A 23,960-nucleotide genomic window follows, 5' to 3' on the forward strand; every position below is an offset into this window, starting at 1 on the left:
ATGCGGGCTGCGGAGTCCATCCTGTTGCAAACCTGAAATTCAGCATCTGGGGCTTCTCCGTGACCAAACTGAACCTGATTGCCGGCGAATGGCTGGCGGGCGAAAGCGAAATCGAAAACCGCAACCCTTCGGACCTGAGCGATCTGGTCGGCATGTTTGCCCAGGCCAGCTCCGATCAGCTGGAGGCGACCCTTGATCAGGCGCAAATCGCACACCGCGAATGGGCGGCATACGGGCTGGAGCGCAAGCAGGCGGTGCTGATGAACATCGGCAATGAGCTGATGGCCCGCGCCGAGGAGCTGGGCACGCTCTTGAGCCGCGAAGAAGGCAAGCCGCTGGCCGAAGGCAAGGGCGAGGTTTACCGCGCAGGCCAGTTCTTCACCTATTACGCCGCCGAATGCCTGCGCCAGATCGGTGAAAACGCCGACTCCGTGCGCCCCGACATCGAAGTGGACGTGCGCCGCGAGGCCGTGGGCGTGGTGGCGATCATCTCGCCCTGGAACTTCCCGACCGCGACCGCTTCCTGGAAGATCGCGCCGGCGCTTTGCTACGGCAATGCCGTGGTTTGGAAACCCGCCAACATCACCCCCGCCTCTGCCGTTGCCCTGACCGAGATCATCGCGCGCCAGGACATCCCCAAGGGCCTGTTCTCGCTGGTCATGGGGTCCGGCCGTTCGATTGGCCAGCGTCTGGTCGAAAGCCCCAAGGTGAACGCGATCTCCTTCACCGGCTCGGTGCCGGTGGGCAAGGGCATCGCGTCCGCCGCCATCCAGAATCTGACCAAGGTACAGATGGAGATGGGCTCCAAGAACGCGCTGGCGGTGATGGACGACGCCGATCTGGATCTGGCCGTCACGCTGGCGCTGGGCGGCGCCTTCGGCGGCACCGGCCAGAAATGCACCGCTTCCTCCCGGCTCGTGGTCCACGCGGCTGTTCATGATGCCTTTGTCGACAAGCTTGTCGCCGGGGCTCAGGCCATGAAAGTGGGCCACGCGCTGGAAGAGGGCGTGCAGATGGGGCCGGTGGTCAGCGAGCAGCAGCTGAACGAGAACCTGGCCTATGCTGACCTTGGCAAATCCGAAGGTGCTGAGCTGGCCTGCGGCGGCCAGCGCCTGGAGATGCCGCACGAGGGGTTCTACATGTCCCCGGGCGTGTTCCTGAACACCACCAACGATATGCGCATCAACCGCGAGGAAATGTTCGCGCCCCTGACCAGCGTGATCAAGGTCGGCAGCTATGACGAGGCTCTGTCCGTGGTGAACGACACCAACTTCGGCTTGACCTCCGGCATCGTGACCCAGTCGCTGGCCCGCGCCACCCATTTCCGCCGCAACGCGCGCACCGGTGTAGTCACTGTCAACCTGCCGACTGCAGGCACTGACTATCACGTGCCGTTCGGCGGCCGCGGCGACAGCTCTTATGGCCCGCGCGAGCAGGGCAAGGCGGCGGCGGAATTCTACACCACCGTCAAGACCGCCTACATCAGCGCCGGCAAGCCGGTCTGAGACTGAAACCGTGGCAGCGCCGGACACCGGCCTGCCAGTTTGCGGAAGCGCCCGCCCTCCTAGTTTTCCCTGTGGCGGGCGCTTCCTGCCCGCCGCCAGAAGGCCGGGCGTGTGACATTGAAAACCGAGGTGCTTGAATGACCGGATACCGTATCGACTGCCTGCAATATGCCAACTGGTCGGAAAAGATATTCCGCCAGCTGCGCGAGGGCGGCGTGGACGCGATCCATGTCACCATTGCCTACCATGAGAACTTCCGCGAGACGGTTCTCAACTTCGAGAAATGGAACCGCTGGTTCGAGCAGTACCCGGACCTGATCATGAAGGGGCAGTGGGCCTCTGACATCGACAAGGCCCGCGAAACCGGCCGCACCGCGGTGTTCTTCGGCTTTCAGAACCCCTCGCCGATGGAGGACGACATCGGCCTGGTGGAGATCCTGCACACCCTGGGCGCCCGCTTCATGCAGCTCACCTACAACAACCAGTCGCTGCTGGCGACTGGCTGTTACGAGGCCGAGGATATGGGGATCACCCGCATGGGCAAGCAGGTCATCAAGGAGATGAACCGGGTGGGCCTGGTGGTGGACATGAGCCACTCCGCCGACCGCTCCACCATCGAGGCGGCGGAGATTTCCACACGCCCGATCGCCATCACCCATGCCAACCCGCATGAGTGGTCGCCCGCCCTGCGCAACAAGAAGGACGATGTGATCCGCGCAGTGACCGGCCACGGCGGCATGCTTGGCTTCTCGGTCTATCCGCACCATCTGAGGGACAAGTCCAACTGCACCCTGCAAAGCTTCTGCGAGATGATTGCACGCACCGCAGAAAAATACGGGGCAGAGCACCTCGGCATCGGCACCGACCTTTGCCAGGACCAGCCCGACAGCGTCGTTGAATGGATGCGCGTCGGCCGCTGGACCAAGGAAATCGACTACGGCGAAGGATCAGCCGCCGCGCCGGGCTTCCCGGCAATGCCCAGCTGGTTCAACGACAACCGCGACTTTGGAAACATCGAAGAAGGCCTTCGCGCGACGGGCATGAACGATGACGAGGTCAGCGGCATCATGGGCGGGAACTGGTACCGGTTCTTTGCCGAAAACTTTGGCCCAAAGGGATAGGTCATGGAAACAACCGCGCAGACAACGATATCACGACGGGACCCGGCTCAGGTCATGCGCCTCAGCCGTCTGGGCTCCCTGCACCAGTGCCGCCTCAGCTTCATGCGGGTGCTGACACGCCGCATGGCCCGGGAAAACTGGAGCTTTGCACGCCCCAAGTTCGATATCGACGGCAACGGCGTCGGTGTGGCGGTCTACACCGCCGCCGGCCCTGCGCGGACCTACTCGCTGATTGCCTTTGCCCACGACCTGCCGCCGGAAATGCGCTCAGACCGGGTGATCGCAACCGCCTGGGACGCGACTTTCACCCTGTTCGACGGGGTGCCGACGGATGCGGACATCGAACGCCTGTCGAAGAACGTTCCCTATCAGGAGGCGGGCCGGGTCAACGAGAAATCCCTGTCGGTCTCCCGCGCCAACCGCTCGGTGCGCCTCTGGGCGCATTTTGCCGACGCGCTGTCGCAGGGACAGCAGCCGGACCCCGCGCAGGTGGACGCTGTCGGCTACCTGATGCGCACCACCGCCGTCTACGGCTCCGGCAAGCTGGGCGCTGCGGACCGGGAGGCAATTGCAGACCGGCCCGAACTCAACGCGCCATTCCAGGCAGAGATGCTCTCGGTCTATCTGACCCGTGCCTTTGTCCGCGATCTGGTGGAGCATATGGCCCGTGCCAAGGGCGGCGAAAACGCCGTGCCGCTGGCGCCGGAGACCGCGCGGCGGCTGGGCATCGGCAACTCCACCGGTCTTGGCATGGCGCCCTACATCGTCAACCACCCGGTGCTGTTCAACAACTGGATTGCGGCACGGGAAGAGGCGATTGCCCGAGTGCGCTCGGTCGAAACCGCCTCGGCTGAGGAAGCCGCCTGTTTCCGCCGTATGCTGCGGCGGAGCGAACTGTCGGCAGCGCGCTGGCATTCAGAACACCCGGCGCAGATCGAAAAGCTGGCAAGCCTTCACAAGGATCTTGAGGCCCTGGCCGCCTGGGCGGCAGCAGACGATCTGCTCAACGACCATCCTTGGGACCGCCTGATCCGCTGGAGCGAGACAGCTTTGGGCCTGGAGGGGCAGGAACTGGCAGCTTCGCTGATCCTTGAACCCTATGCGGACCTTGTGGACGGGCTGTCTGACTGCATGGCCGATGCCAACAAGGACGCCTTCATTATCGACGGCGCAATGCCGGTGTCGCAGGTGCGGCAGCTGATTGAGGCCAGCTTTGCCTGGGCGCTGGATCTGGACTGGGCTGCCCGCGAAAACTGCGCCCGGGCCTGGTATGTCTCGGAGGAGAAGCTGGAGCCGCGCATGGGCGAACGCTTCGATGAGCCGATTGCAGCTTATGAGCAGCCGCTGGCCCCGGCCCGCGACGCCGCTGCGGCCCATGCGGCGCTGGCAGACTGGGACGGGGATGAACCCGTCGCAGCCTTCCTGCTGCGCCACCCGGAACACCGCCACACCGTGCGCCGGGCGCAGATGAGCCAAGTGGCGCCCTATGGCGAGATCCGCAGCAATACCATCAGCGACCGGGTACTGCCGGTCGACATGCTGCGGGCCAAGCTTTCGTTCTTCGGGGCAACGCATTTCGACCCGCGATCCGACCGCTGGGTGCGGATCTGCATGTATGCGGGCGCGCCGTATCCGGAGGACCTGACCGCCGCCAACGCCGACCTGTGGGTATATCCGGAGGCAGACCAATGAGTTATGCGCTGAACGAAGTGGAAGCCACCGCCAAACGCGCCGCCCGCGGGGCTGGCTATGACTGGGGCCTGTCCGAGGAAGCTGCAAAAGCCACCCGCTGGCTCTGTGCGCAGGGGCTGGACGGGGCCGCGGTGCTGGCAGGCCTTCTGGAGGCTGGGTACGCCGCTGAGCTCTCCGCCCACGTGCCGCAATCGCTGGACGGCAGCTGGTCGGCTCAGGCGCCGCTTTGCCCGCTGGCCACCGGTGCGGCCATTTCCGATTGTGCGGCAGGGCTTCAGGACGCGCCGCTGTCGCTCGGACAGGTCTCACAGCCTGCAATGATCCTGCCCTTTGCGGCGATGGCCGCACGCCAGCTTGATGCCTGCGTCACTGTGGAGTGCGAGGGATTCCAGGCCGTCACCGATGGCGCCGCGCTGCATTGCGTGGGCGACCTGCCGGATGCGGCAGCCCGGCTGACCATCCGCGCGGCCGGCAGCCTGTCAAACCCATACCCGACCCACACCCGGGCCGAACCGGAGGAGGCGGCCTGGGCCGTCCTGAACCGCTTTGCCCATAAAACCTACGCTCCGGCCACCGAGGAGTCGCGCCTGCTGGGCGCCGGCGCCGGGCTGTCGGACAACGACTGAAGAGGCACCGACATGACCGAAACCAGAACCATGACCCTTGCCGAGATCGAGGACCTGTCCTTCCGCGCCCTGGTGGCGGCTGGCACCTCCGAGGCCAACGCCCGCCCGCTGGCGGTTGCCACCGCCGCGACCGAGGCCGATGGCGTGGCCAGCCATGGCCTCGCCTATATCCCGATCTATGCCGAGCACGTGCAGTGCGGCAAGGTGGACGGGCAGGCGGCACCGGTTCTGACCCGCCCGCGCCCCGGCGTCGTGGCGGTGGATGCCGCCACCGGCTTTGCCCATTCCGCCATTGATCAGGGCTTTGAGGCCCTGATCCCGGCAGCACGGGAGCAGGGCATCGCGGTCCTTGCCATCCGCAACAGCTACAACTGCGGTGTTCTTGGCTACCACACCGCCCGCCTGGCCCGCGCCGGGCTGGTGGGGCTGGGCTTTACCAACGCGCCGGCCTCGATCGCGCCCTCGGGCGGCAACAAGCCGGTTGTCGGCACCAACCCGTTCTCCGTTGCAGTGCCGGGCGAGGATGGCGAGCCGGAACTGCTGATCGACCAGAGCGCCAGCACCATCGCCAAAAGCGAGGTGATGAAGCACGCCCGCGAAGGCAAGGAAATCCCCTTGGGCTGGGCGCTGGACGCTGACGGCAACCCGACCACCGACCCGGACGCGGGCCTCAAGGGCTCGATGGCGCCGTCGGGCGGCTACAAGGGCGTCGGCGTGGCGCTGCTGACCGAAATCATGGCCGCCGCGCTGACAGGTGCCACCCTCGGCATCAACGCATCGCCGTTTTCCGGCACCGCGGGCGGGCCGCCGAAAACCGGCCAGATGTTCATCGCAATCGACCCGGCTGCGACAGCAAATGACGCTTTTAGTGCTGGAATGGCCGGGATCGTGGAAGCGGTGCGCGGGCAAGCCGGCGCACATCTGCCCGGAGACGGGCGGCGGGCAAAACGCTTGCAGGCCCGCCAAGACGGCGTCGCTGTCAGCGTTGCAACGCTGGCAAGGATCGAAGCCCTGCTGGGCTGACGCCAGACTCCGGCGGTTGCGCGAACCGCCGGACAACCCGCACCCCGGTGCGGAACGTGCGAAACGGGAGGAAACGCATGTCAATAAAGCAACCTTTTACGGATCTGGAGATCAAGACCTCCGACGAGGGCTTCTATAAGGGGCACAGCGTCGAGATCGCCTTGCTCAGCAAGGGGATCATGGTCGCCCTGGTTCTCTGGGCACTGGTCTGGCCGGCAAACGCCACGGGCGTTCTGGGCAGCCTCAACTGGCGTATCCTTGAGGATTTCAACGCCTTCTACATCATCATCGTCGGTTTCTTCGCCTTTTTCCTGTTTGTGGTCGCCGCATTGCCGCAAACCGGTAAGCGGATCATGGGGGGACCGGAGCAGGGCAAGGAATTCTCGGACTTTTCCTGGTTCTCGATGATGTTCGGCGCCGGTCTGGGTGTTGGCCTGATGGTCTTCGCCACCGCCGAGCCGCTGGGTCTCTGGGGCTCCAACCCGGTAGTGCTGGCGCAGGAGGTGACACCGAACACCGAAGAAGCCATCCAGTCCGGCTTCCGCTACACGTTCCTGCACTACGGCTTCCACGCCTGGGCGATCTATGTGGTGACCGGCCTGTCGCTGGCCTACTACGCCTATACCCGTGACATGCCGCTGACCATCCGCACCGCGCTGACGCCGCTGTTCGGCAAGCTGATGAACGGCTTCCTGGGCCACGTCGTTGACGTGCTGGGCGTTGTTGCCACCATCCTGGGCGTCTCCGTGACCATCGGCTTCGGCGTCTCCCAGTTCGTGGACGGCGTTTATGCCATCACCGGCATGGAATGGATGATGGACATGAGCGGCGAGGCTCCGGCACCGGGCACCGTTGGCCTGCTGGCCGGCCTGTTCGCCATCATGGGCCTGTCGATCATCTCGGCGGTGTCCGGCGTTGGCCGCGGCGTGAAGTATCTGTCGAACCTGAACCTGGTTCTGTCGATCATCCTGCTGCTGACCTTCGTGGTCTTCGGCTCCTTCATGTTCGCCATGACCACCTATGCCTCGGCGTTCGTGGACTACATCCTGCACTTCACCTCGCTGAGCTTCGGTGCCTACGGCCCGCAGTCGGCGTCTGACTTCGCGGCGGCTCTGCCGGCCGAGGCTGCACCCTACGCCGATGCTCTGCGCGGCGGTGCAACCAATGCCTGGGGCTCTTTCGATGGCTTCAAATCCGGCCTGGAAGGCGAAGCAGCCGCCCTGTCCGACGATGTGCTGGCCGCAACCTACGCCGCTGGCGAGGCGCAGCGCCAGTTCGGCTGGCAGGCAGGCTGGACCACCTTCTACTGGGCCTGGTGGATCGCGTTCTCGCCCTTCGTCGGCCTGTTCCTGGCGCGCATTTCCCGCGGCCGCTCGGTGCGTGAGTTCATCGTTGGCTGCGTGTTCGCCCCGGCGCTGGTCTGCTTTGCCTGGATGACCATCCTGGGCGGCACCGCCATGGACCTGGAACTGTCCGGCGCGGCAGAGGGTGCAATCATCGGCGCTTCCAACACCGCCAAGCTGTTCGTGACCCTGCAAAGCATGATCGACGGCGGCCTGCTGTCCGGCATCACCATCATGTGCGTGGTGCTGATCATGACCTTCCTGGTCACCTCGGCGGACTCCGGCATCCTGGTGATGAACACCATCATGTCCGGCGGCGACCAGAACATCGGCAACAAGCACAAGATCGTCTGGGGCCTGATCCTGACAGCAGTTATCGGCACCCTGCTGTTCGCAGGCAAGCAGAATGGCGGTGCGGATCCGATGGAAGCGTTGAAAAGCGCGATGATCATCGGTGCGCTGCCGTTCACTATGGTGATGGGCCTGATGTGCGTGTCGCTGGCCAAGGCGCTGTTCCGCGACGGGCAGCGTGAGAAGGCCGCGGCGCCCGCCGAATAATAAAAAAACACCGTGCAGCGCTGCCGCGTTTGCCCGGCCGTTTTCGAACCGCCCCTGATGGGGTTGAGAAGCCGGAGGAGAGATACTCCGGCTTCTTTTTTTGCCGTGCAGCGGCGGGCTGGAAAACCGCGCACAAAAAAGCGCCCCGGATATCCGGGGCGCCTCTATGTCTTGCTTGTGGCGGTTTATGCCGCCAAATCGAACCGGTCGGCGTTCATCACCTTGACCCAGGCCGCAACAAAGTCGCGGACAAAGGCAGCGGCGCCATCATCCTGGGCATAGACCTCCGCCAGCGCCCGCAGTTGCGAGTTGGAGCCAAACACCAGATCCGTGCGGGTGCCGGTCCATTTGACCGCGCCGCTGGCCCGGTCGCGGCCCTCATAGGTGCCGTCGCCGGCCGGTTTCCACTCCACCCCCATGTCGGTGATACCGGTGAAGAAGTCTGTGCTCAGCACGCCAACCCGGTCGGTGAAGACCCCGTGCTTGGAGCCGCCGTGATTGGCGCCCAGCACCCGCAGCCCGCCAATGAGCGCGGTCATCTCCGGCGCGCCAAGTGTCAGCAGCTGTGCCCGGTCCACCAGCATCTTCTCGGCCGGCACGGCATAGTCCGCCTTCTGGTAGTTGCGGAAGCCATCGGCCTCCGGCTCCAGCACCGCAAAGCCCTCGACATCGGTCTGCTCCTGCGAGGCATCGGTGCGGCCTGGGGTGAAGGGCACATCGACGGGGTGGCCTGCCGCCTTGGCAGCTTTCTCAACACCGGCGCAGCCCGCCAGCACGATCAGGTCAGCCATCGAGATCTTCTTGCCGCCGGACGCATTGGCGTTGAAATCGCTCTGTACTTGCTCCAGCGCCTTCAGCACCTTGGCCAGCTGCGCAGGCTCGTTTACCTCCCAATCCTTTTGCGGCGCCAGCCGGATACGGCCACCATTGGCGCCGCCGCGCATGTCGGAGCCGCGGAACGTTGAGGCCGAGGCCCAGGCGGTGGAGACCAGCTCCGGAACCGAAAGCCCGGTGGCCAGGATTTTCGACTTTAGGTCTGCCACATCGCCAGCATCCGCCAGCGCATGATCGACGGCGGGCACGGGGTCCTGCCAGATCAGGTCCTCGGTAGGCACGTCCGCCCCCAGGTAGCGCGATTTCGGCCCCATGTCGCGGTGGCACAGCTTGAACCAGGCACGGGCAAATGCATTTGCGAATTTCTCCGGGTTGGCATGGAAATCGCGCGAGATCTTCTCGTACTCCGGGTCCATCCGCAGCGACATGTCCGCGGTGGTCATCATCGGGGCGTGTTTCTTGCTCGGATCATGGGCGTCCACAACCATATGCTCCGGCTTCACGTCCTGCGCCTGCCACTGGTTGGCGCCTGCCGGGCTCTTGACCAGCTTCCACTCATAGCCGAACAGCACGTCGAAATAGCCCATGTCCCAGGTGGTCGGGTTCGGCTTCCACGCACCTTCGATGCCCGAGGTAGTGGTGTCGCCGCCCTTGCCAGAGCCATGCGCATTGGCCCAGCCAAAGCCCATCTGCTCCATCGCGCCGGCTTCCGGCTCTGCGCCCACAAGCTCAGGGTCGCCCGCGCCATGCGCCTTGCCAAAGGTATGGCCGCCTGCCACCAGCGCTACGGTTTCCTCGTCGTTCATGCCCATCCGCGCAAAGGTGTCGCGCACGTCATAGCCAGAGGCCACAGGGTCCGGATTGCCGTTCGGCCCTTCCGGGTTCACATAGATCAGGCCCATCTGCACCGCGGCCAGCGGGTTCTCCAAGTCGCGGTCGCCGGAATAGCGTTTGTCGCCCAGCCACTCGGTCTCAGTGCCCCAGTAGATGTCTTCCTCTGGCGCCCAGACGTCCTCGCGGCCGCCGCCAAAGCCGAACACCGGCCCGCCCATCGATTCAATGGCGCAGTTGCCTGCCAGGATCATCAGGTCCGCCCAGGAGATCTTGTTGCCGTATTTCTGCTTGATGGGCCACAGCAGGCGGCGCGCCTTGTCCAGGTTGCCGTTATCCGGCCAGGAGTTCACCGGCGCAAACCGCTGGTTGCCGGTGCCGCCGCCGCCGCGTCCGTCCGCGGTGCGGTAGGTGCCCGCGCTGTGCCAGGCCATGCGGATGAACAGGCCGCCGTAATGGCCATAATCCGCGGGCCACCAGTCCTGGCTGTCGGTCATCAGCGCAAACAGGTCCTTCTTCACCGCCTCCAGGTCGAGCTTCTTGAACTCCTCCCGGTAGTTGAAGCCGGCCCCCATCGGGTTCGACTTGGGGGAATGCTGGTGCAGGATTTTCAGGTTCAGCTGGTTCGGCCACCAATCCTGGTTCGAAGTGCCGCCGGCATCGGTGTTCAGCGCTGCGCCGTGCATCACCGGGCATTTTCCTGCGGGGGTATTTCCGTCCATTACGTTCTCCGATCGTGGCTTCAAATGGTTGAACTGCGTCGCGGCGGAAGCGTCCCGGAACCGCTCCAGCAGCCCGCGCGCCGCTTGAAAATGCAAGCGGGGCGGTGGCCGCCTGTGCCGGGTCTCCCTGTCTTCCTGCAGATGAGGCTAGCAGGGAAAAATCATTGGGATAAGTTGCATTTATTCATCGCAGTGATAATGAAATCCTATGATAAACGTGACCATCCGCCAGATGCGCTACTTCGAGGCGCTGGCCCAGCATCGCCATTTTGGCCGCGCGGCCGACGCCTGCGCCGTTTCGCAGCCGGCTTTGTCTGTTCAGATCAAGGAGTTGGAGGAGGCTCTGGGGGTGCAGCTGGTGGAACGCGGCGCCCGCCAGGTGCGGCTTACCAGCCTGGGCGAGGATCTGGCGGCGCGGGTGCGCGGCATCCTACGCTCGGTGGATGAGCTGGGAGAGCTGGCGCGGGCCTCGCGCGACGGGCTCGCCGGGCGGCTGCGCATCGGGGTGATTCCCACCATCGCGCCCTATCTGCTGCCCTCCATCGTGGGCAACCTGACCCGCCAGTACCCTGACGCTGACATCCGCGTGCGAGAGACCGTCACACCAAAGCTGCTGGAGGAACTGGGGGAGGGGCGTCTAGATACCGCAATCGTGGCGCTGCCGGTCTCCGAGCCTTCGTTTGAGGAGGTCGCGCTGTTTTCCGAGAACTTTGTTCTGGTGCGCCCCGGCGAAGACGGCGGAACACCCGTTCCAGGCCCCGAAGGGCTGCGCCAGATGCGGCTTCTTCTGCTGGAAGAGGGGCACTGCTTCCGCGATCAGGCGCTGTCGTTCTGCAAGATGCAGTCCGCTGCCCCGCGCGAGCTTTTGGATGGCAGTTCCTTGTCCACCCTGGTTCAGATGGTCAGCGCCGGGATCGGGGTGACGCTGATCCCCGAAATGGCGGTGCCGGTGGAGACCCGCTCGGCGGAGGTGTCGGTGGCCCGCTTCCGCGACCCGCAGCCTGCGCGCACCATCGGCATGATCTGGCGCCGCAGCAACCCGCTGGCGCGGCAGCTGATCCAGGTGGCTGAAGTGGTGCGGCAGGCGGCGGACGGGTTGCGCTCCAGCTACCGCCCGATGGGCTGAAGGGCCGTTGCGCAAAGGCGGCACTGGCGGCGCCTGCAATTGCGGTGCTGAATTGAGCACCCTTTGGTCGGCACAATCATGCGGAGATTGGTGCGCATTGGGCACGCTCACTGTTGTTTGGCCGGGCTGTTGTTTCCGGATCGGGGCTAATTTGTTAGCGTTCCGTAAATAATAAGATTGAAACAGGCATACAGGCAGATGAAAACGGGCTTCCGTGGCACGTTTGTTGTTTCCTGGTCGCAGACCGAAATCGACGGCCTTCCTGCCGCGCCGGTAAACGCTTTGGATGTGGGGGCGTCGTGGTGCTGGCATGGCGATGCTGTGCGGGTGGATGGCCCGGCTGGGCTGTTGCGTCAGGATTTGGCAGGCGGTGCAGAAGACTTGCGGCGCAGGGCCGCGCGCTCGGTGCGCAGGCTGGTCGGGGCAGCCGTCCAGAACCGCACCGATGTGCATGCGGTTCACGTGGACGAGCCGCTGATGGACCGCAGCTTTGTGGTGACCAATGGCGTTCAAAGTTTCACAATCACCCTGATCGAGACCGGGCGGGGCCAATGCCCCCTCCTGATGTTCTTGGATGAGCTGCCGCCGCGCGGCACCGACCTGTGGGTGGTAAGCCATGCCCTTGGCGCGGACCGGTCCGGCCAGCCCCAGGGGGACAGCGGGGTGATCTGCTTTACACCCGGAACCCTGATCGCCACCCCGAGCGGCCCGAAACCGGTGGAGCAGCTGCGCGAAGGCGAAAGGGTTCAGACCCGCGACAACGGCGCCCGGGAGATCCTTTGGATCGGCTCTCGCCGGATCAGCGGCGCGCGGCTTTACGTGATGCCGCGGCTGCGTCCGATCCGTATCCATGCCGGCGCCCTGGGCATCGACCGCCCGGAACAGGAGCTGCTGGTCTCCCCTGATCACCGGATGCTGCTGCGCGGCGCGCGGGTGCGGGAGCTGTTCAACACGCCGGAGGTTCTGGTCGCAGCCAGCGACCTGGTCAATGGCCGCACCATCCTGCCCGATACCTCTGTGCGCGAAGTTACCTATATCCACCTGATGCTGGCCAATCATCAGGTGCTCTGGGCCAACGGGGTGGAAACCGAAAGCTTCCACCCGTCGAACGCATCGCTCACCGCGCTCAGCGATGCGGACAGGGCGCGTCTGTTCCAGCTTGAGCCGGGGCTGGAGCGCGACCCGCTGTCCTATGGCCCCTATGCCCGCCGCAACCTGAACACGTCCGAGGCCGCGATTCTCGGTCACGAGGCAGCCTGACGTCTTTTCCCGGCGGGGGTCGGGTGCTATTTGGCGCCCATGGCCGGGGATTGCTGCAGATTTCCTGCCGAACAGGCATTCACCGTGTTGACTCTGCCCCATCCCCCTATATAAGCGCGGCTTCATTGGTGTTGGTGGCCCCCGCAAGGGGATGCCTGTCATGGGGGAAACCTCAAGAGGACAACGCCCTTCGAAACCATATACGAAGGAGATCAGCCGTGACCAAACGCACGTCTGCCAAGTACAAAATCGACCGCCGCATGGGCGAAAACATCTGGGGCCGCCCGAAGTCCCCGGTCAACCGCCGCGACTACGGCCCGGGCCAGCACGGCCAGCGCCGCAAGGGCAAACTGTCCGACTTCGGCATCCAGCTGCGCGCCAAGCAGAAGCTCAAGGGCTACTACGGCGACCTGACCGAAAAGCAGTTCCGCCGCATCTACGGCGAAGCCGTGCGTGTGACCGGCGACACCGGTGAAAACCTGATCGGCCTGCTGGAGCGCCGCCTGGACGCGGTCGTTTACCGCGCCAAGTTCGTGGCCACCGTCTTTGCAGCCCGTCAGTTCGTCAACCACGGCCACGTCCTGGTCAACGGCAAGCGCGTGAACATCCCCTCCTACCGCGTCAAAGAAGGCGACGTGATCGAGGTCCGCGACAAATCCAAGCAGATGGTCGCGCTTCTGGAAGCCGTCCAGCTGGCTGAGCGCGATGTGCCGGATTACATCGAAGCCGACCACTCCAAGATGACCGCAACCTTCGTGCGCACCCCCGCTCTGGGCGACGTGCCGTACCCGGTTGTGATGGAACCGAACCTGGTCGTCGAATTCTACGCCAAGAACTAAGCCTGCTGCCCCTGGGGCATCTGGCGGAAGGGCTGTCCTCGCGGGCAGCCCTTTTTCGTTGCCGGCCTGCCTAGCCGGAACCGCATTGGCCGGGCAGTTCCAAAAGCGGTGGTCCGGCGGAGGTATTGGGTCTATCCTGTCTCTAAAACGACAGGGAGTGACCAATGAAGTTCTTGATGAAAGCAACTGCCGTGGCCGCGCTCACGGTCCTCGCGGCGGCGGCTGGCGCCGCACCGCTGAAACTCACACCTGCGAATCCGCAGCCCTCCGGCGTCAAGCCCGGCCTCGCGGTGGTCTACGCCTACCCCCAGGATGTGAAGTCATTGGCCGAAGCCTCCTCCGCGCTGAAGATCAGCAGCGAGCGGGGCCGCCCGATTGCCGGGTTGGACAACCGCGACACCGAAGAAGGGCAGAATACGCTGACCTCCAAGCGGCCGATGCATGTGGCCGCACGCATCACCGGCTATGTGAAACTGGACACGCCGGGCGTCCACAACATCGACTTCCTGACCAATGACGGGCTGCTGGCCAAAATCGGCGGCCAGGTGGTTGGCGAATTCGACGGCCGCCAGTCCTGCGACAGCACCATCCTCACCCAGGTCGAGGTGCCCTCGGCCGGCTGGTATCCCGTCGACATTCTCTACTTCCAGCGCCTTGGCACCGCCTGCCTGCACATGCGCATGGGGCCGGACGGCAAGCGCCCGAAGTGGATGAAAAACAGCGCCTTCGGGCACTGACAGCCTTGGCCGCGGGGCAGGGGGCTAACCCCTGCCAGCATCCTCACAAGGGCAGCGGCCGGCCCTCCGCGATGGCCTCCATCGCGAAATAGGAGGTCACGCTGTCCAGTTCCACGCCTGAAATCAGCCGCTGATAGACCTTGTCATAGCTGGCCATGTCCTCGGTCACCACTTTCAGCTGATAGTCGTAATCGCCGCCGATGCGGTGGAAATCCACCACCTCTGGAATTGTCAGCACATGGCGGCGGAATTTCTGCAGCCAGTCCGCGGAATGATGCCGGGTGCGCAACAGCACGAACACCACCAGATCCAGCCCCAGCTGCTTGCGGTCCAGCCGCGCGGTGGAGCCCTTCAGCAGCCCGCTTTCATTCAGCGCTTTCAGCCGCCGCCAGCAGGCGTTCTGCGACAGTCCCACTTGGTCCGCCAGCTCCCGCTGCGACAGGCTGGCGTCCCGTTGCAGGGCGCGCAGAATGGCGCGGTCAATCTTGTCTGCATTCTTGCTCATTGGGCGATCATATGACACAAAAATTCAGCAATCCACTCAGTAATTGATTAAGTTTCCGCGCCAAGAACCGTTCATCATGCTTCCACAGAATTCGGAGGCGCGACATGACCCTGGCAGCATTCAAACAGACAATCCGGCAAGCCGCACAGGACGGATCCCTTGGCCGCAGCGTGATCGGCGACGGGGTGATGATCCCCGGCCTCGATGGCGAGGTGCCGCTGGTCTATGCCGACTACGTCGCCTCCGGCCGGGCGCTGCGCCAGGTGGAGGACTTCGTGGCGGGCCAGGTGCTGCCCTTCTACGCCAACTCCCATACCGAGGCGTCCTATTGCGGCACCCAGATGACCCGCCTGCGCCGCGAGGCGCGCGCTGAGATTGCCCGCATCACCGGCGCCACCGCAGAGGACGCGGTGATCTTCACGGGTTCAGGCGCCACCGCGGGGCTTAACCGCCTGGTCAGCCTGTTCGGCGTGAACGAGGCCGCACGTCCGGTCGTCTTCATCGGCCCTTACGAGCATCACTCCAACATCCTGCCTTGGCGCGAGAGCAAGGCGGAGGTGGTGGAAATCCCCGAAGCAGCAGAGGGCGGGCCGGACCTGGCAGTGCTGGAGCTGGCGCTGAAACAGCACGCGGACAGCGACCTGAAGATCGGCAGCTTCTCAGCAGCGTCCAATGTGACCGGTATCGTGACCGGTCCCGACGCCATCAGCCGCCTGCTGCATGCGCATGGCGCGCTGGCGGTCTGGGACTATGCCGGCGGCGGCCCCTACCTGCCCATCGACATGGGGCAGGGCGGCGCCGCGCGCAAAGATGCCGTCGTGGTCTCGCCGCATAAGTTCCCGGGCGGCCCCGGCGCCTCCGGCGTGCTGATCGTCAACCAGGCTGCTGTGCGCCGCCGCTGCCCGTCCTGGCCCGGCGGCGGCACCGTCAGCTTCGTCTCGCCCTGGCGGCACGAATACAGCCAGGACCTGGCCACCCGCGAGGAGGCCGGAACCCCCAACGTGATCGGCGACATCCGCGCAGCGCTGGCATTTCTGGTCAAGGAGGCCGTGGGCCAGGAGAAGATCGAGGCCCGCGAAGCCAAATTCGCGCAAATGGCCTGGCAGGGCTGGTCCGCCAACCCGCGGCTGCGCATCCTCGGCCACCGCGACGCGCACCGGCTGCCGATCTTCTCCTTCCTGGTGACAGACGCGGCAGGCAAGCCGGTTCATCAGCAGCTGTTCACCCGTATGCTGAGCGACGTCTACGGCATCCAGGCCCGCGGCGGCTGCGCCTGTGCAGGCCCTTACGCGCACCGTCTGCTGGGCATCAATCAGCCGGAGTCGGAAACCCTGTTCGCCGACCTGCAGGCCGGTGAAGAGATGAAGAAACCCGGCTGGGTGCGGCTCAACTTCTCTTACCTGATGGAGGAGGAGACAGCCCAGTACATCATCGATTGCGTGAATGAGCTGACGATCAAGGCGGGGGAGATTGCAGCCCGATACGACGCCGACCCGCAGACTGCGCGGTTCAAGGCACAGGCCGCCTAGGACAATCGCGCCGGGTGCTTTCCCGCAGCGGGAGAGCACCTTGCATGCTTGTGTTATGTAGGCAGCCGCCCCCTGCATTTAAAGGGGGAATGTCTATTCCAAATCCCCCGCGACGGAACCGCTCGCACATGGCAGGCTGGAACCAGTAGTTAATTGGTTGGAGCAAAGTCATGGCTCTCAAGCTTTCCGCACCCGTTGGTGACAAGAAACGTATCACCAAACCGGACCCCAAGACTGGCGAAAGCAAATTCAAACCGGTCAAGAACGCCCCGGCAGATGTCGAGCTGGTCCGCCTGATGCTCAAGGCGAACGGCTATTCCGTCGAGATAAGCACCAAATGCGATGCTGGGCTGATCAAGACCATCCGGGATTTCCAGAAAAAGAAACTGGGCTTCAAGAAGCCTGACGGCATTGTCGATCCTGGGATGCGGACCTGGAACGCGGGCCTGCCCAAACTGGCCGCCCAATATGCGGCGGACACCAAGATCGAACGGGTCGAGGTTGTCGAGAACGGCAAGACCAAGATGATCACCGTGGCGGAGTTTGAAGCCGGGCAGGAGGAGCTGCGCCGCAAGCTGCTGGCCAAGGCCAACATGATGTACGGCCAGGCGGAATCCTGGGTCGACTTTTGCAACGAGGTGGAGAACACCCGCCAGGGCAACGAGACCTTCCTGAATGCGCTGACCGAATTTGCTGTCAGCATGGTCAACGACAAGACCGATCCGCCCTGGACGCCGATCCTGAACGCGCGCTCCGAGTCGAGCTTGCTCAAGACACTGGTCAGCAAGAAAAAACCGGACTGGAAAAAGGTTTACAAGCAGGACGTCAAGGCGACCAAGGCCTATAACAAGGGCGGCAAGGCGTTCAAGAAATTCATCGACCAGCGCATCAGCACCGCAGGCGCCATCGTCTGGAAGCTGGAGGTGGTGCGCGAGGTCTCCTTTGCCGTGGTCGAGACCTACATGACCGCGCGCCTGGTGGCGACCAAGGGAATGTCACCGGCCAAGGCCCACGCCATCGCCGCCGCCAGCACCGAGGCGCTGAAATCCAGCGCCGGCCAGCTGGGCGAGCATCTGGCGGGCAACAACGTGACCTGGGACGGCGCTGCCAAGAAGGTTTTCATCGACAGCTTCATCGCGGGGCTTGCGGGTGCTGCCGGCGGCAAGCTGACTTCCAAGCTGTCAGCAGGGCTTGCCGACGACCTGGCCAAGGCCGCCGCCTCCAAGCTGTCGCGCGAGATGCCCAAGAAGGCGGTCAAGCTGTTCTTCGAGAAGTTCCTGAAATCCAAGGCCGGCGAAGCCATGGTGACAGAGGCTTTGAAGGAAACCATCGGCTTGGCCAAGCCCTTAATCGAAAAGGGCCGTCCGCCCAACACCAAGGAGATCAAGGAAAGCATCGCCAAAATCCTGACCGCGGGCATCATGTCCGCAGGCGCCGGCAAGGCGCTGGACAAATTCTCGTCCGGTTTCACTTCGGGCGCCGAGAAGTTCCTCAAGACCAAACTGGCGCCCGCCGCAATGGAGGGTGCGGTCAAGAAGGACCTGATCGCCAAATACGGCACCAAGGCCACCGAGGACTTCATCAAGCTGCACGGCGACGCCATCTACGGCGAGATCGCCAAGCAGATCTCCGGCAAGACGCTCAGCAAATACGCGGGCGAGGCCCTGGCCGGCGCCGACGGCTCGCAGTCGGCTTCGACCATGCAGAAACAGGCCAATGAGGCGATGCGCAAGGATATGGAGCTGCGCAAGCAGATCCAGAAGATCATCATGGCCGAGGCCAAGCGCAAGATGCCCAAGGGCGCGGCCGCGCATTAACGCGGGCACGCTTGCTGCGGCAGGCTGCCGCTGGGGGGCGGCAGCACTGGGGAAGCGTCATCTTGGTGCTTCCCCGCCAGCGATTGGGCCGTTATGACGGGTTGGAATTAAGGAGCCCGTATTATGACCCAACTCACACCGCAGCCCGGTATCATGGACATCGCCCTCTATCAGGGCGGGGCTGCCCATGTGAAAGGGGTGAGCAATGTTGTGAAGCTCTCCTCGAACGAGAACCCCTTTGGCCCCAGCCCGCGTGCCGTCCAGGCGATGCAGGACGCGGCGGCCAATATGCACCGCTATCCTAGCTCGGACCACGCGGCGCTGCGGCAGGCGATCGGCGAGGTTCACGGGCTGGAGCCGGAGCAGATCATCTGCGGCGCCGGCAGCGACGAGATCATCGCCTTCCTGTGCCAGGCCTATGCCGGGCCGGGGGATGAGGTGCTCTATACCGAACACGGCTTTGCCATGTACCGCATCAGCGCCCTGGCCGCCGGGGCCACCCCGGTGGAGGTGAAGGAGCGCGAGCGCGTCACCGACGTGGACGCGCTGCTGGCGGGCTGCACCGCCAGGACCAGGCTGGTGTTCATCGCCAACCCCAACAACCCCACCGGCACCATGATCAGCGAGGCCGAGGTGGCTCGGCTGGCAGATGGCCTGCCCGACGGCGCGCTGCTGGTGCTGGACGGTGCCTATGCCGAATATGTCGAAGGCTTTGACGCCGGCGCCGCGCTGATCGGCACCCGCAGCAACGTCTTCATGACCCGCACATTCTCCAAGATCTACGGCCTGGGCGGCGCCCGGATCGGCTGGGGCTACGGCCCCAGGGAGATCATTGACGTGCTGAACCGGGTGCGCGGCCCGTTCAACGTCTCCAGCACCGCGCTGGCCGGGGCCGAGGCGTCGGTGCGCGACACGGATTACGTGGACCACTGCCGAACCGAGAACGCCAAATGGCGCGCCTGGCTGGCCAATGCGCTGGCCGAACTTGGCGTTCCCTCGGATGTTTCCAGCACCAACTTCATCCTGGCCCGCTTTTCCAGCCAGGCTGAAGCAGAAGCCTGTGATCTGTACCTGCAGGCGCAAGGCCTGATCGTGCGCCGGGTGGCGGGCTACAACCTGCCAACCGCGCTGCGCATCACCATCGGCGACGAGGACTCCTGCCGCCGGATCGCGCAAGGGGTGAAAGCATTCAAAGAGGGGCAGGCATGAGCGAACATGTTTATGGCCGCGTCGCGCTGATCGGCCTTGGCCTGATTGCATCCTCGATGTTCTGGGCGATGAAACGCGCAGGCCTTGCAGGCGAGGTCACCGGCTATGCCCGCAGCCTTGAGACCCGCGAAACCGCCCGCCGCATCGGCCTCTGCGACCGCGTCTGCGACAGCGCGCAGGAGGCGGTGCAGGACGCCGATCTGGTGGTGCTCTGCGTGCCGGTCGGCGCCATGGGGCCGGTGATGGAAGACATCGCGCCGGTGCTGAAGCCCGGTGCCACCGTGTCCGACGTCGGCTCGGTCAAACGCCATGTGATCGAGGCGGTGCAGCCGCATATCCCCGAGGGCGTGCATTTCGTGCCCGCCCACCCGCTGGCAGGCACCGAGCATTCCGGCCCCGAATCCGGTTTTGCCGAACTGTTCGACAACCGCTGGTCGCTGCTGGTGCCGGTCGAGGGCACCGATCCTGAAGCCGTAGACCGCCTGCGCAAGCTGTGGGAGGGCATGGGCGCGCATGTCGATGTGATGGACGCCGACCACCACGACCTGGTGCTGGCCGTCACCTCGCACACGCCGCACCTGATTGCCTACACGATGGTGGGGGTCGCCGACGATCTGCGCCGGGTCACTGACAGCGAGGTGATCAAGTATTCCGCCGCGGGTTTCCGCGATTTCACCCGCATCGCGGCCTCCGATCCGACCATGTGGCGCGACGTGTTCCTGACCAACAAGGACGCCACGCTGGAAATTCTTGGCCGTTTCACCGAAGAACTGTTTGCCCTGCAGCGCGCGATCCGCACCGGCGACGGGCAGCACCTGCACGACTATTTCACCCGTACCCGCGCCATCCGCCGCGGCATTATCGAAGCAGGCCAGGACACTGACGCGCCGGACTTCGGCCGGGGGCAGAAGAAATGATCCGCCCGGGCGCCCTGCTGCTGGCGGCGGTGATCAGCGGTGCGGCCCTGGCCGCAACGCCGGATGCCTCGCTGGAGCCTCCCGTGCGCCCAGCGGCAGAGACCGGGCTTGAGACCGGCTTGGCGCCCGTGCCTGGTATGCGCCCGGTGTCCCGCCCGCAATCTGAGCAGCGCCTGGCGGCGGCAGCCCGCCCCGCAAATCTGCCGCTGCTGGCCCCCGGTGCCTCGCTGATGCCTTCGGCCCGGCCCGACAGCCTGGCAGAGCAGGTTCTGTTCAAGCGCCGCAAGCTGCGTGAAGGCTCGGTCTGCGGCGACATTGAAATCCAGGGCGACAGCGTCGGCCACGTCTCCGGCACGCTGCCCGGCTGCGGCGCCAAGGACGCGGTGCGGGTGCGCGAGATTGCCGGCGTCCGCCTCAGCCAGTCCTCTTTGATGACCTGCAACACCGCCCGGGCGCTGAAAACTTGGATCAACCGCGAGGTCGAAACCGCCTTTGGCCGCCGCAACAAGGTGGTCGGCTTGCGCGTCGCTGCCCACTACGCCTGCCGCACCCGCAACAACCGCCCTGGCGCCAAGATATCTGAGCACGGCAAGGCGCGGGCGATCGACATTTCCGGCTTCACCCTGGCCAGCGGCGAGACCGTGTCCGTCCTGCACGGCTGGCAGAACCGCAAGACCCGCAAGAAGCTGAAAAAGATCTGGCGCGCTGCCTGCGGCCCCTTCGGCACCGTTCTGGGCCCGGAGGCCGACCGCTATCACAAGGACCATATCCACCTGGACGTGGCGCGCCACCGCGGCGGCACCTATTGCCGCTGACGGTGCAGAGGGCAATCCAGATCCCCCTGTTCATCTGGCCTCAAGTATCCCGGAGCGCGAAGGGCGTCCTGTGGAAAACACTTTAGCGGATGATCAGCCGCGGCGCGTGGCCCAGGGGCAGCGGGCCAAGCGAGACATACCCATCCGAAAATCCCAGCGTGATATCCAGATTGCGCGGGTTGCCGCTGGCTTCGGCCAGCAGCCCCAGCACCCGCTCCACCGTGCCGCGCAGCGCCGGGGCAAGGGCACCGCTGCGTTCGGCCATCAGCACCAGCCCGCGCCAGTTCTCCGCCTGCAGCGCAATCTCGCCCTCCGGCAGCCCCTGTTCATCGACCGTCAGCGCGCCGGTGGCCTTGAGGCGCAGATCGCCCCAGCGGGCATCGGCCAGCTTCAGATCGATCCGCCGCGGCTGCGGCCGTCTCTGCTCCAGCGCGGTCCGGTCCCAGGGCGTGTCAAAGGCAACCGTCATCTGCAGCGCCAGCGTGTCGAACCGCTCCGGCAGCGGCGCGCTGGCTGCCAGCAGCCGCCGCCAGGCGGCGCGCGGCGCGAATTCCCTGGCGTCTGCAGTGATCAGATAGGCCTCGGGTCGGTCCGTCTGCGCCATACGCAGGTCCAGCGCGGCGCCGCTCAGCACCGTTTCGCCGCCGCGGGCAATCTGCCAGCTGTCCGCCACGGCGGCCATTTGCTCCAGCTCCAGCGCCACGCCCGGCTTCAGGTGCAGGCTGGCCTGCAGCCCGTCCGCGGCAATCACCACGGTCTGGTCGAAATACGAGAGCCGCTGCGCCGTGGCGGGAAAGTGCAGCTCCAGCCGGCCGGGCCAGGCGGCGGGACTGTCCAGCTCCAGCCAGTCCGCCCGCCAGGCAGCACCGGTGCGGGGATCCGCCAGAGCCGGACGGCTGATCCGGGTCTGGTGCCGGAACGGGTAGCCTTGCGTTTCCAGCGCCGCGTACTCGGCCTGCCAGCCCCGGTTTTCCTGCACATCGAACCAGGCCGTGATGCCGTTCTTCAACCCCCAGGCCGCCGCCGCCCAGTAGAGGCTCCACACCAGCAAGGCGGCAATCATCAGTTTTGCCAGGCGCATAGGATAGCCTCTTTTGTCCGGATCAGGATTGCTGTTTATAGGGGGAGAGCAGAAAGGACCAGAAGACATGACCATGTGGGTATTCGGATACGGATCACTGCTTTGGAACCCCGGCTTCCCGGTGGCCCGGCGCGAGGTGGCAGTGCTGCACGGCTATGCGCGCTCCTTCTGCATGTCCTCGATCCACCACCGCGGCAGCGAGGAAAAGCCCGGCCTGGTGCTGGCGCTGGACGCTGTCGAGGGCGCCCATTGCAAGGGCATCGCCCTGGCGGTTGAGGGGGGGCACGAGGAGCAGACCCTGGCAGACCTGCGCGAGCGCGAGCTCATTTCGTCCGCCTATCTGGAGCGCGATCTGGAGGTGGAGCTGGGCGACGGTTCAATGGTGACGGCGGTCACCTATGTGATCGACCCGCACCACGTGCAGTATTGCGGCGGCCTCAGCCTCGAGGAGCAGGCCCAGATCATCGCCCATGCGGTGGGCGGCCGCGGCCCCAATACAGAATACCTCTACAACACCGCCGAGCATCTGGCCGAGATCGGTCTGCACGACAGCGATCTGGACTGGCTGGCGGGCCGGGTGCGGGAAATCACCGCATAAAGCCTTGGCGCTTTTGACACTTTGCTTATAGGCTGCGAACGCAATACGAGCAGTCAAAAGTGTCAGGAGCCACAAGAAATGGCGCAGCCAGACCGCAAGACCCGGCCGCAGTTCTCCCAGCCGGTGCGGCAGATCATCATGATGCTGATCGCGCTGGGGCTATCGGGGTTCGGCGCCTTTGTGGCGCTGCCGCGGGTGCTGCCGGTGTTTCAGGCCAACCCTTGGCTAAACGGGTTCATCGTCTTTGTCTTCGTGATCGGGGTGCTGGCCTGTTTCTGGCAGGTGGTGCAGCTGATCGGCTCGGTGCGCTGGATCGAACGCTTCGCCGCCGGCGACAATCAGGACCACCGCCGCCCGCCGTCAATGCTGGCGCCGCTGGCCTCGCTCCTGGGCTCGCGCAGCGCCCGGATGCAGCTGGGGTCGGCCTCGACCCGCTCCATCCTGGACTCTGTCGCCAGCCGCATCGACGAAGACCGCGAGATCACCCGCTACATCGTCAATCTGCTGATCTTCCTCGGCCTTCTTGGCACTTTCTACGGGCTGGCCACCACCGTTCCCGCCGTTGTCGACACCATACGCAGCCTGGCACCGCAGGAGGGGGAGGAGGGGCTTTCTGTCTTTAACCGCCTGATGACCGGGCTGGAGGCGCAGCTGGGCGGCATGGGCGTCGCTTTTGCCTCGTCGCTGCTGGGCCTTGCAGGATCGCTGATCGTCGGCCTGCTGGAGCTGTTTGCGGGCCACGGCCAGAACCGCTTCTACCGCGAGCTGGAGGAATGGCTGTCCACCATCACCCGGGTCAGCTTCTCTTCGGGCGAGGACGGCGCCGGCGACAGCGGCGTGGTTTCCCAAGTGCTTGACACCATGGCCGAGCAGATGGAGATGCTGCAGGAGATGTTCGCAGAAACTGCCGAAGGCCGCGCGGCGGTGGATCAGCGGCTTTCGGACCTGGTCGAAACCATTCAGGAGATGAACCGCCGCCAGGAGCAGACCGGCACCATCACTGCAGCGCTGGACCGGGTTGCAGTGGGGCAGGAGGCGCTGACCGAGATCCTGCGCGCCCAGGGCGAGCACGGCGGCATAGACGCCGAAAGCCGGATGCGGCTGCGCTCCATCGACGTTCAGATGCTGCGCATTCTCGAGGAAATTTCAGCGGGCCGCCAGGAAAGCCTGGCAGAGCTGCGCAAGGACATCGATCTGATGATCAAGGCCTTCGCGCGCCCGCGCGGCCTCTCGCGCGGCGGTCTGCCGGGCCGGGACGCGGGGGAATAACCG

20 protein-coding genes are annotated in these 23,960 nt (G+C 65.0%); 17 read left to right on the plus strand and 3 right to left on the minus strand.

Going from position 1 to position 23,960, the window contains the following annotated elements; all coding sequences use genetic code 11:
- The first annotated feature begins 59 nt into the window (after window positions 1-59).
- The 6 genes from KUW17_RS08110 (at window position 60) to KUW17_RS08135 (ending at window position 7,868) form a co-directional block, all read left to right on the plus strand.
- A complete protein-coding gene (locus KUW17_RS08110) occupies window positions 60-1,505 on the plus strand; it encodes an aldehyde dehydrogenase family protein (RefSeq protein ID WP_222477845.1) in 1,446 nt (481 codons plus the stop codon).
- A 137-nt stretch (window positions 1,506-1,642) separates the two neighbouring features.
- The gene (locus KUW17_RS08115) at window positions 1,643-2,626 is read left to right on the plus strand and encodes a membrane dipeptidase (protein ID WP_222477847.1); all 984 of its coding nucleotides are present in this window, start codon (window positions 1,643-1,645) and stop codon (window positions 2,624-2,626) included.
- A gap of 3 nt (window positions 2,627-2,629) precedes the next feature.
- Complete coding sequence (locus tag KUW17_RS08120) at window positions 2,630-4,318, plus strand: hypothetical protein (RefSeq protein WP_222477849.1); 1,689 nt, start codon at window positions 2,630-2,632, stop codon at window positions 4,316-4,318.
- Entirely contained in the window at window positions 4,315-4,944 is a 630-nt protein-coding gene (locus KUW17_RS08125) for a DUF3726 domain-containing protein (protein WP_222477851.1), read from the plus strand. The genes KUW17_RS08120 and KUW17_RS08125 overlap by 4 nt, the downstream gene beginning before the upstream one ends.
- 12 nt (window positions 4,945-4,956) lie before the next feature.
- Complete coding sequence (locus tag KUW17_RS08130; RefSeq protein ID WP_222477853.1) at window positions 4,957-5,967, plus strand: Ldh family oxidoreductase; 1,011 nt, start codon at window positions 4,957-4,959, stop codon at window positions 5,965-5,967.
- A gap of 77 nt (window positions 5,968-6,044) precedes the next feature.
- Window positions 6,045-7,868: a BCCT family transporter gene (locus KUW17_RS08135; RefSeq protein WP_222477855.1), complete on the plus strand. Its 1,824-nt coding sequence runs from the start codon at window positions 6,045-6,047 to the stop codon at window positions 7,866-7,868.
- Window positions 7,869-8,053: 185 nt separating this feature from the next.
- Here the strand turns inward: KUW17_RS08135 and katG are convergent, their stop codons facing one another.
- A complete protein-coding gene (gene katG, locus KUW17_RS08140; protein WP_222477857.1) occupies window positions 8,054-10,255 on the minus strand; it encodes a catalase/peroxidase HPI in 2,202 nt (733 codons plus the stop codon).
- Between the two features lie 208 nt (window positions 10,256-10,463).
- Here katG and KUW17_RS08145 point away from each other — a divergent pair, with 208 nt between their 5' ends.
- The 4 genes from KUW17_RS08145 (at window position 10,464) to KUW17_RS08160 (ending at window position 14,217) form a co-directional block, all read left to right on the plus strand.
- Window positions 10,464-11,381 (plus strand): LysR substrate-binding domain-containing protein, encoded by a 918-nt coding sequence (locus tag KUW17_RS08145; protein WP_222477858.1) that lies wholly within the window; start codon window positions 10,464-10,466, stop codon window positions 11,379-11,381.
- 198 nt (window positions 11,382-11,579) lie between these two features.
- Window positions 11,580-12,641, plus strand: a complete 1,062-nt coding sequence (locus KUW17_RS08150; RefSeq protein ID WP_222477860.1) for a Hint domain-containing protein — start codon at window positions 11,580-11,582, stop codon at window positions 12,639-12,641.
- Window positions 12,642-12,859: 218 nt separating this feature from the next.
- Window positions 12,860-13,480, plus strand: coding sequence for a 30S ribosomal protein S4 (rpsD, locus tag KUW17_RS08155; protein ID WP_222477862.1), 621 nt, complete (start codon window positions 12,860-12,862; stop codon window positions 13,478-13,480).
- A 164-nt stretch (window positions 13,481-13,644) separates the two neighbouring features.
- Entirely contained in the window at window positions 13,645-14,217 is a 573-nt protein-coding gene (locus KUW17_RS08160) for a PA14 domain-containing protein (protein ID WP_222477864.1), read from the plus strand.
- 43 nt (window positions 14,218-14,260) lie between these two features.
- Here the strand turns inward: KUW17_RS08160 and KUW17_RS08165 are convergent, their stop codons facing one another.
- On the minus strand, window positions 14,261-14,722 hold the full coding sequence (locus KUW17_RS08165; RefSeq protein WP_222477866.1) for an Lrp/AsnC family transcriptional regulator: 462 nt from the start codon (window positions 14,720-14,722) through the stop codon (window positions 14,261-14,263).
- 104 nt (window positions 14,723-14,826) lie between these two features.
- On the opposite strand from KUW17_RS08165, the gene KUW17_RS08170 reads away from it, so the two are divergent.
- From KUW17_RS08170 to KUW17_RS08190, 5 genes are all read left to right on the plus strand, one after another.
- Window positions 14,827-16,251, plus strand: a complete 1,425-nt coding sequence (locus KUW17_RS08170) for an aminotransferase class V-fold PLP-dependent enzyme (RefSeq protein ID WP_222477868.1) — start codon at window positions 14,827-14,829, stop codon at window positions 16,249-16,251.
- Between the two features lie 170 nt (window positions 16,252-16,421).
- Window positions 16,422-18,068: a peptidoglycan-binding protein gene (locus KUW17_RS08175; protein WP_222477870.1), complete on the plus strand. Its 1,647-nt coding sequence runs from the start codon at window positions 16,422-16,424 to the stop codon at window positions 18,066-18,068.
- 123 nt (window positions 18,069-18,191) lie between these two features.
- Window positions 18,192-19,277, plus strand: coding sequence for a histidinol-phosphate transaminase (hisC, locus tag KUW17_RS08180; RefSeq protein WP_222477872.1), 1,086 nt, complete (start codon window positions 18,192-18,194; stop codon window positions 19,275-19,277).
- On the plus strand, window positions 19,274-20,194 hold the full coding sequence (locus KUW17_RS08185) for a prephenate/arogenate dehydrogenase family protein (protein WP_222477874.1): 921 nt from the start codon (window positions 19,274-19,276) through the stop codon (window positions 20,192-20,194). Before hisC ends, KUW17_RS08185 begins: the two co-directional genes overlap by 4 nt.
- Window positions 20,191-21,009, plus strand: a complete 819-nt coding sequence (locus tag KUW17_RS08190) for an extensin family protein (protein WP_222477876.1) — start codon at window positions 20,191-20,193, stop codon at window positions 21,007-21,009. Before KUW17_RS08185 ends, KUW17_RS08190 begins: the two co-directional genes overlap by 4 nt.
- 82 nt (window positions 21,010-21,091) lie before the next feature.
- Here the strand turns inward: KUW17_RS08190 and KUW17_RS08195 are convergent, their stop codons facing one another.
- Window positions 21,092-22,090, minus strand: coding sequence for a DUF2125 domain-containing protein (locus tag KUW17_RS08195; RefSeq protein WP_222477878.1), 999 nt, complete (start codon window positions 22,088-22,090; stop codon window positions 21,092-21,094).
- A gap of 67 nt (window positions 22,091-22,157) precedes the next feature.
- On the opposite strand from KUW17_RS08195, the gene KUW17_RS08200 reads away from it, so the two are divergent.
- Entirely contained in the window at window positions 22,158-22,688 is a 531-nt protein-coding gene (locus KUW17_RS08200; protein WP_222477880.1) for a gamma-glutamylcyclotransferase, read from the plus strand.
- A 78-nt stretch (window positions 22,689-22,766) separates the two neighbouring features.
- Window positions 22,767-23,957, plus strand: coding sequence for a biopolymer transporter ExbB (locus KUW17_RS08205; protein ID WP_222477882.1), 1,191 nt, complete (start codon window positions 22,767-22,769; stop codon window positions 23,955-23,957).
- Window positions 23,958-23,960: the final 3 nt, after the last annotated feature.

Source organism: Leisingera aquaemixtae (genome assembly GCF_019801145.1).
Lineage (GTDB): Bacteria > Pseudomonadota > Alphaproteobacteria > Rhodobacterales > Rhodobacteraceae > Leisingera > Leisingera aquaemixtae_A.

Coding starts and splice junctions, on each gene's coding strand:
- KUW17_RS08115 (WP_222477847.1), top strand. CDS start 1,643: ATGACCGGATACCGTATCGACTGCCTGCAATATGCCAACTGGTCGGAA.
- KUW17_RS08120 (WP_222477849.1), top strand. CDS start 2,630: ATGGAAACAACCGCGCAGACAACGATATCACGACGGGACCCGGCTCAG.
- KUW17_RS08125 (WP_222477851.1), top strand. CDS start 4,315: ATGAGTTATGCGCTGAACGAAGTGGAAGCCACCGCCAAACGCGCCGCC.
- KUW17_RS08130 (WP_222477853.1), top strand. CDS start 4,957: ATGACCGAAACCAGAACCATGACCCTTGCCGAGATCGAGGACCTGTCC.
- KUW17_RS08135 (WP_222477855.1), top strand. CDS start 6,045: ATGTCAATAAAGCAACCTTTTACGGATCTGGAGATCAAGACCTCCGAC.
- katG (WP_222477857.1), bottom strand. CDS start 10,255: ATGGACGGAAATACCCCCGCAGGAAAATGCCCGGTGATGCACGGCGCA.
- KUW17_RS08145 (WP_222477858.1), top strand. CDS start 10,464: ATGATAAACGTGACCATCCGCCAGATGCGCTACTTCGAGGCGCTGGCC.
- KUW17_RS08150 (WP_222477860.1), top strand. CDS start 11,580: ATGAAAACGGGCTTCCGTGGCACGTTTGTTGTTTCCTGGTCGCAGACC.
- KUW17_RS08160 (WP_222477864.1), top strand. CDS start 13,645: ATGAAGTTCTTGATGAAAGCAACTGCCGTGGCCGCGCTCACGGTCCTC.
- KUW17_RS08165 (WP_222477866.1), bottom strand. CDS start 14,722: ATGAGCAAGAATGCAGACAAGATTGACCGCGCCATTCTGCGCGCCCTG.
- KUW17_RS08170 (WP_222477868.1), top strand. CDS start 14,827: ATGACCCTGGCAGCATTCAAACAGACAATCCGGCAAGCCGCACAGGAC.
- KUW17_RS08175 (WP_222477870.1), top strand. CDS start 16,422: ATGGCTCTCAAGCTTTCCGCACCCGTTGGTGACAAGAAACGTATCACC.
- hisC (WP_222477872.1), top strand. CDS start 18,192: ATGACCCAACTCACACCGCAGCCCGGTATCATGGACATCGCCCTCTAT.
- KUW17_RS08185 (WP_222477874.1), top strand. CDS start 19,274: ATGAGCGAACATGTTTATGGCCGCGTCGCGCTGATCGGCCTTGGCCTG.
- KUW17_RS08190 (WP_222477876.1), top strand. CDS start 20,191: ATGATCCGCCCGGGCGCCCTGCTGCTGGCGGCGGTGATCAGCGGTGCG.
- KUW17_RS08195 (WP_222477878.1), bottom strand. CDS start 22,090: ATGCGCCTGGCAAAACTGATGATTGCCGCCTTGCTGGTGTGGAGCCTC.
- KUW17_RS08200 (WP_222477880.1), top strand. CDS start 22,158: ATGACCATGTGGGTATTCGGATACGGATCACTGCTTTGGAACCCCGGC.
- KUW17_RS08205 (WP_222477882.1), top strand. CDS start 22,767: ATGGCGCAGCCAGACCGCAAGACCCGGCCGCAGTTCTCCCAGCCGGTG.